This is a genomic window from Pseudaquidulcibacter saccharophilus, from assembly GCF_019455445.1.
GTDB lineage: Bacteria > Pseudomonadota > Alphaproteobacteria > Caulobacterales > Aquidulcibacteraceae > Pseudaquidulcibacter > Pseudaquidulcibacter saccharophilus.
The window spans coordinates 571,390-581,045 of sequence record NZ_JAHWUS010000003.1; the positions used below are offsets into that span (position 1 = coordinate 571,390).

The window sequence follows — 9,656 nt, forward strand, 5'->3', positions numbered from 1 at the left end:
TTTATATGAAATAGTTTTATGAAGATTTTTTATAAAGTAGCTATTTCGTTTATATTTGCTTGCGCAAATATTAGTCCCGCATTTGCCGATGGTGTAAAAACCCTAAAACCAGATAAGGTTTTTGCGTATTATGACAAGTTCCTAAAGCTTCCACCTGATAAAAAGAATGCAATCAAGGTGGATTATTATCTGATAAATAATGGCGGCAATATAAAGGCCTTCAATCTAATCTATAAAAATCAGCGATTGAAAATTCCGTACGACAAGTCTGGGAAGATTTTATTTGCGCCGAACCTTGATCAAATGCAAAACGGATTAATTGAAATTGCCGCAGTAGGTAAGGGTGGCATCACGATCGATGCAAAGCCGAACCTTCCGCTAAATAGTCATTATGAAATTGCCCAAATTAATGACGCATTATCAGACTTAAATTCCACAATGTCATTGGCGGGGGCTTTGTCCTTGGCGCTTCCTAAACTTAACTCGGTTAAATTTGTTGGAACGTCATCGGGCGTTGCCATTTTACGCGATGGCAGACGTGTAACAATCAGTGAAAATAAAAATGGAATTATATTTAACCCAACCCTTTCTAAATATCGCGGTGCGGTGGCGGTTGAATTGAATAAGAATCCAATTGGTCTTGAATACGAAAAATAGAAGTTATAATAAGGTATTATAATACCGTAAAGCTAACCTATTGTTTTTATTGCAAAAACAGTAGGGGTGTTGACAAAAGAATCATAATCTTGTTTATGCGCCTCACACAAGCCGTCAAAAGTCATTTTGGCGGGCTTATTGTTTTAAACATAGGATAGTTTTTATGTACACAAAAAGTGCAAAAACCGCTGAAGCAGACCGCAAATGGATTGTGGTTGACGCTGATGGTGCGGTTGTTGGTCGCCTTGCTACTTTTATTGCAAAGCGTCTTCGCGGTAAACATCGCGCTGATTTCACCCCACATGCTGATGTTGGTGATTTTGTTGTTGTTATCAATGCCGACAAAGTTAAATTTACCGGCAAAAAAATGGAAAACAAACGTTATTACCGCCACACTGGTCACCCAGGCGGTATCAAAGAAACTTCACCTGCTAAAATCCTTGGCGGTCGTTTCCCAGAACGCGTTCTTGAACAAGCAGTTCTTCGTATGCTTCCTAAAGAATCTCCACTTGCACGCGATCAATTCAAAAAACTTCGCGTATATGCTGGTGCTGAACACCCGCACGAAGCGCAAAACCCAACCAACGTTGATTTCAAATCAATGAATAGCAAAAACGTAAGGGGCGCATAATGTCTGATACAGTTAATTCACTAGAAGATTTGGCAACCCTTGGCAAAGATGAGCAAGTGGTTGAAGTTATTGTTCGTGAACCAGAAATCGATTCTTTGGGTCGCGCATATTCAACTGGTAAACGTAAAAACGCGATTGCTCGTGTTTGGGTAAAACGCGGTACCGGTAAAATCACCATCAATGGCAAAGACCAAGAGCAATATTTTGCACGTCCGGTTCTTCGCATGGTTATCAACCAACCTATGCAAGTTACCAACCGCGCAACTGAATTTGACGTAATCGCAACTGTTAAAGGTGGCGGTCTTTCTGGTCAAGCTGGTGCGGTTCGTCACGGTATTTCAACTGCTCTTACCCGCTTTGAGCCTGCTCTTCGCGCTGTATTGAAACCTTATGGTTACCTTACTCGTGATAGCCGTGTTGTTGAACGTAAAAAATACGGTCGCGCAAAAGCACGTCGTTCTTTCCAGTTCTCAAAACGTTAATCTGGTTATTCAAATCAAATTCAAAACGCCCTCGAATATTCGGGGGCGTTTTATTTTGTGTTGCAGTTTAATCACTTCACCATTTAAGTAATTCATTATAAAGATAAAATGAATATTGGGGGTCGTGATGAATAAACAACAATATAGCTTGCGTGAAAAACTATCATACGCATTTGATAAAAGTATGGCTGCGGGGCCAATGGGGCTTATTGGCTGGTTAAGTCTTGTAATATTATTTATTGTTGTTGTTTCCGCTGCAATCATAACGATATTTGGCATATTCCCTGATGGCGGCGAAAAATTCACTTTGCCAGAGGCATTATGGGGCGCTTTGATGCGCGCTATGGACCCTGGCGTTATCGGTGGTGATACTGGCTGGATGTTCCGTCTAGTTTCATTTGTAATAACCATTGTCGGCGTTTTCATTTTTTCTGCGTTGATTGGAATTTTAGGCTCTGGCCTTGATGCAAAGCTAGAGGAAATGCGCAAAGGGCGGTCTCGTGTTCTTGAAAATGAACATACCATTATTCTTAATTGGTCGCCTTCGGTTTTTGATATTATCTCCGAACTTGTGATTGCGAACCAAAGTCGCACCAAGCCGGCCATCGTCATCCTTGCCGATAAAGACAAGGTTGAGATGGAAGATGAGATAAAAGATAAAATCGAAGATTTGGGTAATACACAAATTATCTGCCGCTCTGGTGATCCGACTGATTTGTTTGATTTGGGCATTGCCAATCCCGAAACATGCCGTTCCGTTATCGTGCTTTCGCCAGAGGTTGAAAACCCAGATTCAAACGTAATCAAATCTATACTTGCACTTGTCCACAATCCAAAGCGCCGCGAAGCAAAGTTTCAAATTGCCGCCGAAATTAGAAATAAGGAAAATGTTGATGTTGCCAAAACCGTTGGCGGTGAAGAGGTGCAGGTTATCCTTGCCGATGACTTTATTTCACGGATTATTGTGCAATCGTGCCGCCAAACCGGATTGTCCGCAGTCTATTCCGAATTATTAGATTTTGAAGGCTGTGAGATTTATTGTATTAAACAGCCTGATGCAATTGGAAAAACCTTTGCCGAAGCAATTGTTGGCTATGAAAAAAGCACGCCCATTGGGGTTAAGGTTGGTGGTAAACAAATTACCCTTAATGCCGATAAAGAATATAAAATTACCGCCGATGATGAATTGGTAATAATCGCCGATGACGATGCCGCAATTAAATTCACGACCAAAGAAATTGTGAAAAGCGATGCGATATTACCGGTTAAAAAGATTACCGCAAAGGCAGAAAAAACTTTGCTTATTGGTTGGAACCATCGTGGTGAGACCATTGTTAATGAGCTGGCGCTATTCGTAGCAAAGGGATCAGAATTGGTTATCGCAATTCCAGAAGATATGGTTGGCAATGTAAATGTGCCTGCGGGTGGTAAAAACCTAAAAATCAATGTGGTTGGGGTTGATACAACTAGCCAAAAAGCCCTTAGTGAGCTTGGGGTAGAAGCATTTGACCACGTATTAGTTTTGGGGCTATGCGATGATTTGCCTGCACAGGCTGCAGATACCAATACATTAATCACATTGCTTAATATCCGAAAAATTGCCGAAGCTGCGGGAAAGCATATTTCCGTTGTCAGTGAGATGATTGATATAAGAAACCGTGAACTTGCCGAAATTACGCGTGCCGATGATTTTGTTGTAAGCAATAAAATCGTTAGCTTGATGTTGGCCCAGGCATCAGAGAACCCGAATATGGAAGAAATCTTCAAGGATCTTCTGGATGAAGAAGGCTCAGAGATTTATGTTAAGCCAATCGGTGAATATGTAAAAACCGATACTTCGCTTGATTTCTATGCCCTTTCTCAAGCGGCTTTGGCGCGCGGTGAGGTCGCAATTGGTTATCGTAAAGCTGGTGTGGTTGACGATGCGCGCAATTTGGGCGGCGTGGTTATTAACCCTGATAAATCTGCCAAAGTTCAATTCAATGAGAATGACAAGTTAATCGTTCTATCCGAAGGGTAATTTATGCCATTTTTATTTTATGGCGATTTAAACGACTTTAATTCGCCATAATAATAATTCATCACGTGTTCATTGTGTTTTGGTAAAATGATTTATTAAAAATGGGTGGTGATATGACATTCAAAAAAATTATTCTTAACGGCGCGCTTCTTTCATTGGCAATGCTTGGTGTGGCTGCGTGCACCACAATTGCAAAAACTGAACCGGTGGCTGATATGGCGCATAATAGCAAGAATTCGCTTGATTGGGCGGGCGCGTACAAAGGTACAATGCCGTGTGCAGATTGCGAAGGCATTGATACCGTAATCACGCTTAAGCAAGATGGAACCTATACATCCCAGACCAAATATTTGGGCAAGGGCGACGACAAGGTCTTTACCGAAAATGGCAAATTTTCATGGTCCGAAGATGGAAGCACGATTATGGCCGATGGAATGCGCCTAAAGGTCGGTGAGAATCATATCACTTGGCTTGATGGGGACGGGAAGGTGATAACCGGCGATTTGGCGAAAATGTTTGTACTTCAAAAAATTGCTGACACACCACTTGCCGAAACATATTGGAAATTGGTTGAGATTAATGGGCAACCTGTAAAGCCAACAGCGTCTGAGCCATATATGATTTTAAAAGCCGATGGCAGCGTGAATGGATCGTCCGGCTGTAATCGTATGATGGGTTCGTATACTGCCAAAGACATGGGGCGGATTAGTTTCGGGCAAATGGCGGTAACAAAAATGTTTTGTATGAAAGACATGGAAACCGAACAACAATTCTATAATGTCTTGTCACAGGCCGATAATTACACAATCGTTGGCGATACGTTACAGCTTAACAAGGCACGCATGGCACCACTTGCCAAATTTGAGGCGGTTTATTTGAGGTAAATTGTCTCTTACATAGCAATGCTGTCGCAAACTTGCCCGAACTTAGTGAGGGACGGCAAGTTTAATCTAATTGATGCGGTGATTTGGTGGCTTCTTTCAAAACCTCAAGAATTGCGCCGGGGTTTGAAAGGACGTCTTTGTCCTTAAAGCGCAGAACGTCAAATCGGCAATATTCAAAATATTCGTTGCGTTCGGTGTCGTTTGCGCGTGTCTCAAGCTCTGGGCTATCAACCTCGACAATAAGGCCGCGTTCATAGCAAACGAAATCGGCAAAATAACCAATATCATTGCGGCTTTTTTGAATTTTTTCTTCTCGAAGGAATTTAACGCCCAATGCCTTGTCTTTTATCATCGACCACATTTTAAATTCGGCCTTGGTTGGCTGGTTGCGCATATTACGCCGACCGGAAACGTTAAATTCATCGTCAGATTTTTTCGGTGCTTTTCTCATGTGGGCGTGAATAGCGGATTTCTATGGGAAGGGGAAGGGGGGATTATTTGTAACCTAAATAACTATTTTCATTTATTCTTTATGATAGCTAAAGCACGAAGTTTCACCTTTTTTTGTTTTGCCTATGTTGAAACCAATTGTTTCAACTGTTGGGGCTACTGTAATAATAGGCTTTTTAAGGTATTCGCTTAGAAAGGCATCAACTTCATTTTTTATTTCTGGAGATTGTTCAACCGTAGTAAAACCCTTTAATTCAGTATCGTATAATACTGAAATATTACTATATCGAGAGACGCTTTGTGGTAATTTTCCTTCATCCGCGGCTTTTTGCATTTCTCTAAACGAATATGAAGTATCTAATTTTCCAATTAGATTAAATTCACCCTGTTTAACATGGAAATATTTTGTTCCACTATTGAAGCATGTTCCCCAAAGAAATCTGTAATGAAACATTGCAATTGCTGCATCGTTTTCTCTCATTTGTCCAATCCAATACCTTTTCCCATTCGATTTATCAACAATTTGAAATAAAGTTACTTCGTTTGGAGATCTAAATAGTAAGCTGACATCAGGAATTGTTTTAGTATTGCTATCATACTTCATAATTCTCAAACCTTGAAACATTAAAATCAATGGAGAATTAAATAAGTTTTTTTCATGTGCTGGACTGTTTTCATCAATAGCAATAACGACATATCCATAGCCTTCTTTCAATTTTTCAATTGAGCCAGCAATGCTTACAGATGGAATTAAAAGCGAAATTATGATTGTAAAAATAAGTTTTTTGAACATAGGTTTCTCGCTATAGATTTGAATGTGTGGTGAATAACTTAAAGGTTGTGATGTTTATTTATATCCATTATTATTGTCAAATAAATCTCCTACTGTTGTGTGTCATAAGCTCATTACATATCAAGGCTTGACAAACGAATCTCTCTTATATATAGCAGCCCAATCTTGCTTGAACTGGCTGTGAATTGCCGTCAAACAAAGACTTTTTGGTTTTTGCTGTTTGACAATTCAGACGCGTTCTCAAGAAATTAGGGTTGGTCATCGCCGATAATGATGCCAAAAGGTTTTAAACCTTCAAACTTATAAGAGACGCGTTTTAAACGCAATTGTCTGTTTGACCTATTTTCTTGAAATCGCTAAATCAGTTGGGCCGTGCTTTTCTTTGAAATGCGCGGTTTTTATTTTGGCTCAACTGATTGGGTCGGGATTTAAGTTTTAAGCAAATTTGTTTTTTCGTGCGACATGACCGCGGTGGTCAAAAGACCGCTTGCTTTAATGTCGTTTTAGTTGTTTGGGGCAAACCATAGGGGTTTGCAAAAAGAGGGTGAAAATGGCAACACAGACCATTCGCATCAAATTACGGGCATTTGATCACCGTGCACTTGATACAAGTGCCAAAGAGATCATCTCTACTGCAAAGCGTACCGGCGCCGAAGTTCGCGGTCCGATTCCTTTGCCGACTCGTATTGAGCGTTTTACCGTAAACCGTTCGCCGCACGTTGATAAAAAGTCACGCGAGCAATTTGAAATCCGCACACATAAACGTGTTCTAGACATCGTTGACCCAACACCGCAAACTGTTGATGCTCTTATGAAGCTTGACCTTGCGGCTGGTGTTGACGTTGAGATTAAGATCTAGGGGACAAACCAATGCGTACTGGTATTATTGCTAAGAAAATTGGTATGACAAGAGTGTTCGCAGCCGACGGCGCGCACGTTCCTGTTACTGTTCTTGCGCTTGAAGGCAACCAAGTTGTTGCTCAGCGTACTTTAGATAAAGATGGCTATGTTGCTTTGCAGATTGGTGCAGGCACTCGTAAAGCTAAAAACGTTGCTAAGCCGCAACGTGGACATTTCGCGAAAGCAAATGTTGAGCCTAAAGCCAAGCTTAAAGAATTCCGCGTAACCGAAGAAAACTTGGTTGATGTTGGTCTTGAAATCACTGCTGATCACTTTGTTGAAGGTCAGATGGTTGATGTTGCGGCTATCACAATCGGTCACGGCTTCTCTGGTGCGATGAAACGTTGGAACTTTGGTGGTCTTCGCGCTACTCACGGTGTATCTCTTTCTCACCGTTCACATGGTTCTACTGGTCAGCGCCAAGATCCAGGTAAAGTTTTCAAAGGTAAAAAAATGGCTGGTCATTACGGCGTAGAACGTGTGACTGTTCAAAACCTTGAAATCGTGCGCACTGATGTTGCTCGTGGTCTTATCCTTGTAAAAGGTGCAACTCCTGGTGCTGAAGGTACTTGGGTTGAGATTAAAGACGCAATCAAATCAGCTATTCCTGCTGATGCTCCTAAACCTGCGGCTACCCGTAAGTTTGGTGAAGTTGCTGCACCTGCTCAAGAAGCTCCAGTTGTTGAAACTCCTGCTGAAGAGGGTCAAGAATAATGAAACTCGACGTAGTTAAATTAGACGGCAAAAAAGCAGGCTCTATCGAGCTTGATGATGCTATTTTCGGTCTTGAGCCTCGTGCAGACGTGCTTTATCGCGTTGTTCGTTGGCAACAAGCTAACCGTCGCGCTGGTACTCATGACACACAAAACCGTGGTGAAGTATCTCGCTCTCACTCAAAATCAATCAAGCAAAAAGGTACTGGTGGCGCTCGTCACGGTGCTCGTAACGCTCCTATCTTCCGTGGTGGTGGTGTTGCACATGGTCCGCACCCGCGTTCACATGCGCATAGCTTGAACAAAAAATTCCGCGCTTTGGGCCTAAAAATGGCGCTTTCTGCAAAAGCAAAATCAGAATCTTTGGTTATCCTTGATACTGCTGCTTTGACTGCTCCTAAAACCAAAGAACTTAAAGCAAACTTTGCAACTCTTGGTCTTGAGAATGCGCTAATCATCGGCGGTGCTGTGGTTGATGCAAACTTCAAACTTGCTGCACGTAACATCATGAACATTGACGTTCTTGCAACTGCTGGTTTGAATGTTGAAAGCATTTTGAAACGCAAAACTCTTGTTCTTACCAAAGATGCACTAGAAGCTGTTAACGCACGCTTTGCTGTTGCTACTGCTGAAGAAGCACCGGCTAAAAAAGCTCCTGCGAAAAAAGCTGCTAAAAAAGAAGAAGGGGAGGCATAGGTTATGACTACTGATGCTCGTCACTATGACGCTATCCTTGCTCCGGTTATCACTGAAAAAGCAACTATGCTTACTGAAAACAACCAAGTTGTTTTCCAAGTTCCTTTGACTGCGACTAAACCGCAAATCAAAGAAGCTGTTGAAGCGCTTTTCAAAGTTAAAGTGAAAGCCGTGAACACAGTTCGCGTTGAAGGCAAAATCAAACGTTTCCGTGGTCAAATCGGCAAACGCTCTGACTTCAAAAAAGCAATTGTTACCTTAAACGAAGGTGACACAATCGACATTTCAACCGGTTTATAGGAGTTAGGGAATATGGCACTAAAGACCTTTAAACCTACTTCGGAAGGACGTCGCCAACTGGTGATCGTTGACCGTAAGGACCTTTATAAAGGTAAGCCTGTAAAGTCTTTGACTGAAGGTTTAACTAAATCAGGTGGTCGTAACAACTTGGGTCGTGTTACTGCGTTCCGCAAAGGTGGCGGTCACAAGCGTACTTACCGTATTATCGACTTTAAACGTCGTAAATGGGATGTTCCTGCGACTGTTGAGCGTTTGGAATATGACCCTAACCGTACTGCATTTATCGCTTTGCTTAAATATCAGGACGGTGAGCTTGCTTACATTATCGCTCCTCAACGTTTAAGCGTTGGTGATACTGTTGTAGCTGGTGAAAAAGTTGACGTTAAGCCAGGCAACGCAATGCCTCTTAAGTCAATTCCGGTTGGTACAATCATCCACAACATCGAAATGAAGCCTATGAAAGGCGCGCAAATCGCACGTTCTGCTGGTACTTATGTACAATTAGTTGGTCGTGATGCTGGTTATGCGCAAGTTCGTCTTTCTTCTGGTGAGCTTCGTTTGATCCCTGACAATTGCATGGCAACAGTTGGTGCGGTTTCTAACCCAGACAAAATGAACGAAAATAGCGGTAAAGCTGGTCGTTCACGCTGGTTGGGCATTCGTCCATCCGTTCGCGGTGTTGCAATGAACCCGGTTGACCACCCTCATGGTGGTGGTGAAGGTCGTACCTCTGGTGGCCGTCACCCTACTACTCCTTGGGGTAAGAAAACTCGTGGTCCTAAGACTCGTAATAACAAGTCGACCGATCGTCTAATCGTTCGTCGTCGCCATCAGAAGAAAGCCTAATTAAATGCCTCGTTCAGTATGGAAAGGTCCTTTTGTTGACGGCTACCTTCTTGCAAAGGCAGAGAAGGCGGCTGAAAATCCTCGTCGTGAGGCGGTCAAAACTTGGTCGCGTCGTTCTACAATCCTACCACAATTTGTTGGCCTAACTTTCCAGGTACATAACGGACAGAAATTCGTTCCTGTTTCAATTACCGAGGAAATGGTTGGACACAAACTAGGTGAATTCTCTCCAACCCGTACTTATTATGGTCACGGTGCGGATAAGAAAGCGAAGAGGAAATAAG

13 protein-coding genes are annotated in these 9,656 nt (G+C 42.2%); 11 read left to right on the forward strand and 2 right to left on the reverse strand.

The window, feature by feature from the left end:
- Positions 1-18: 18 nt before the first annotated feature.
- The 5 genes from KXV15_RS11205 to KXV15_RS11225 all read left to right on the forward strand — a co-directional run bounded on the left by KXV15_RS11205 (position 19) and on the right by KXV15_RS11225 (position 4,674).
- Entirely contained in the window at positions 19-657 is a 639-nt protein-coding gene (locus KXV15_RS11205) for a hypothetical protein (RefSeq protein WP_240008272.1), read from the forward strand.
- A 163-nt stretch (positions 658-820) separates the two neighbouring features.
- Positions 821-1,288 carry a 50S ribosomal protein L13 gene (gene rplM / locus KXV15_RS11210; protein ID WP_240008273.1) on the forward strand — a complete coding sequence of 156 codons (468 nt, stop codon included), beginning with the start codon at positions 821-823 and terminating at the stop codon, positions 1,286-1,288.
- A complete protein-coding gene (gene rpsI, locus KXV15_RS11215; RefSeq protein ID WP_240008274.1) occupies positions 1,288-1,770 on the forward strand; it encodes a 30S ribosomal protein S9 in 483 nt (160 codons plus the stop codon). Before rplM ends, rpsI begins: the two co-directional genes overlap by 1 nt.
- A 127-nt stretch (positions 1,771-1,897) precedes the next feature.
- Positions 1,898-3,790 carry a CASTOR/POLLUX-related putative ion channel gene (locus KXV15_RS11220; RefSeq protein WP_240008275.1) on the forward strand — a complete coding sequence of 631 codons (1,893 nt, stop codon included), beginning with the start codon at positions 1,898-1,900 and terminating at the stop codon, positions 3,788-3,790.
- A 113-nt stretch (positions 3,791-3,903) separates the two neighbouring features.
- Positions 3,904-4,674, forward strand: coding sequence for an META domain-containing protein (locus KXV15_RS11225; RefSeq protein WP_240008276.1), 771 nt, complete (start codon positions 3,904-3,906; stop codon positions 4,672-4,674).
- A 61-nt stretch (positions 4,675-4,735) separates the two neighbouring features.
- Here the strand turns inward: KXV15_RS11225 and KXV15_RS11230 are convergent, their stop codons facing one another.
- Both KXV15_RS11230 and KXV15_RS11235 read right to left on the reverse strand, forming a co-directional pair.
- Complete coding sequence (locus tag KXV15_RS11230; protein WP_240008277.1) at positions 4,736-5,125, reverse strand: endonuclease domain-containing protein; 390 nt, start codon at positions 5,123-5,125, stop codon at positions 4,736-4,738.
- A gap of 72 nt (positions 5,126-5,197) precedes the next feature.
- Complete coding sequence (locus tag KXV15_RS11235) at positions 5,198-5,917, reverse strand: hypothetical protein (RefSeq protein WP_240008278.1); 720 nt, start codon at positions 5,915-5,917, stop codon at positions 5,198-5,200.
- Between the two features lie 550 nt (positions 5,918-6,467).
- Between KXV15_RS11235 and rpsJ the strand changes: the two genes are divergently transcribed.
- The 6 genes from rpsJ to rpsS are packed head-to-tail and all read left to right on the forward strand — an operon-like array spanning position 6,468 to position 9,655.
- On the forward strand, positions 6,468-6,776 hold the full coding sequence (gene rpsJ, locus KXV15_RS11240; RefSeq protein WP_240008279.1) for a 30S ribosomal protein S10: 309 nt from the start codon (positions 6,468-6,470) through the stop codon (positions 6,774-6,776).
- 11 nt (positions 6,777-6,787) lie between these two features.
- The gene (gene rplC, locus KXV15_RS11245) at positions 6,788-7,531 is read left to right on the forward strand and encodes a 50S ribosomal protein L3 (protein ID WP_240008280.1); all 744 of its coding nucleotides are present in this window, start codon (positions 6,788-6,790) and stop codon (positions 7,529-7,531) included.
- Positions 7,531-8,226 carry a 50S ribosomal protein L4 gene (gene rplD / locus KXV15_RS11250; protein ID WP_240008281.1) on the forward strand — a complete coding sequence of 232 codons (696 nt, stop codon included), beginning with the start codon at positions 7,531-7,533 and terminating at the stop codon, positions 8,224-8,226. The genes rplC and rplD overlap by 1 nt, the downstream gene beginning before the upstream one ends.
- A 3-nt stretch (positions 8,227-8,229) precedes the next feature.
- Entirely contained in the window at positions 8,230-8,526 is a 297-nt protein-coding gene (locus KXV15_RS11255; protein WP_240008282.1) for a 50S ribosomal protein L23, read from the forward strand.
- Between the two features lie 12 nt (positions 8,527-8,538).
- Entirely contained in the window at positions 8,539-9,372 is an 834-nt protein-coding gene (rplB, locus tag KXV15_RS11260; RefSeq protein ID WP_240008283.1) for a 50S ribosomal protein L2, read from the forward strand.
- 4 nt (positions 9,373-9,376) lie between these two features.
- Positions 9,377-9,655 (forward strand): 30S ribosomal protein S19, encoded by a 279-nt coding sequence (gene rpsS, locus KXV15_RS11265; protein WP_240008284.1) that lies wholly within the window; start codon positions 9,377-9,379, stop codon positions 9,653-9,655.
- Position 9,656: the final 1 nt, after the last annotated feature.

What these genes read in the sequence shown, in the direction of transcription:
- rpsJ (WP_240008279.1), top strand. Translation starts at nt 6,468, where the DNA reads ATGGCAACACAGACCATTCGCATCAAATTACGGGCATTTGATCACCGT.
- rplB (WP_240008283.1), top strand. Translation starts at nt 8,539, where the DNA reads ATGGCACTAAAGACCTTTAAACCTACTTCGGAAGGACGTCGCCAACTG.
- rplC (WP_240008280.1), top strand. Translation starts at nt 6,788, where the DNA reads ATGCGTACTGGTATTATTGCTAAGAAAATTGGTATGACAAGAGTGTTC.
- KXV15_RS11230 (WP_240008277.1), bottom strand. Translation starts at nt 5,125, where the DNA reads ATGAGAAAAGCACCGAAAAAATCTGACGATGAATTTAACGTTTCCGGT.
- KXV15_RS11225 (WP_240008276.1), top strand. Translation starts at nt 3,904, where the DNA reads ATGACATTCAAAAAAATTATTCTTAACGGCGCGCTTCTTTCATTGGCA.
- KXV15_RS11220 (WP_240008275.1), top strand. Translation starts at nt 1,898, where the DNA reads ATGAATAAACAACAATATAGCTTGCGTGAAAAACTATCATACGCATTT.
- rplD (WP_240008281.1), top strand. Translation starts at nt 7,531, where the DNA reads ATGAAACTCGACGTAGTTAAATTAGACGGCAAAAAAGCAGGCTCTATC.
- rpsI (WP_240008274.1), top strand. Translation starts at nt 1,288, where the DNA reads ATGTCTGATACAGTTAATTCACTAGAAGATTTGGCAACCCTTGGCAAA.
- KXV15_RS11205 (WP_240008272.1), top strand. Translation starts at nt 19, where the DNA reads ATGAAGATTTTTTATAAAGTAGCTATTTCGTTTATATTTGCTTGCGCA.
- rplM (WP_240008273.1), top strand. Translation starts at nt 821, where the DNA reads ATGTACACAAAAAGTGCAAAAACCGCTGAAGCAGACCGCAAATGGATT.
- rpsS (WP_240008284.1), top strand. Translation starts at nt 9,377, where the DNA reads ATGCCTCGTTCAGTATGGAAAGGTCCTTTTGTTGACGGCTACCTTCTT.
- KXV15_RS11235 (WP_240008278.1), bottom strand. Translation starts at nt 5,917, where the DNA reads ATGTTCAAAAAACTTATTTTTACAATCATAATTTCGCTTTTAATTCCA.
- KXV15_RS11255 (WP_240008282.1), top strand. Translation starts at nt 8,230, where the DNA reads ATGACTACTGATGCTCGTCACTATGACGCTATCCTTGCTCCGGTTATC.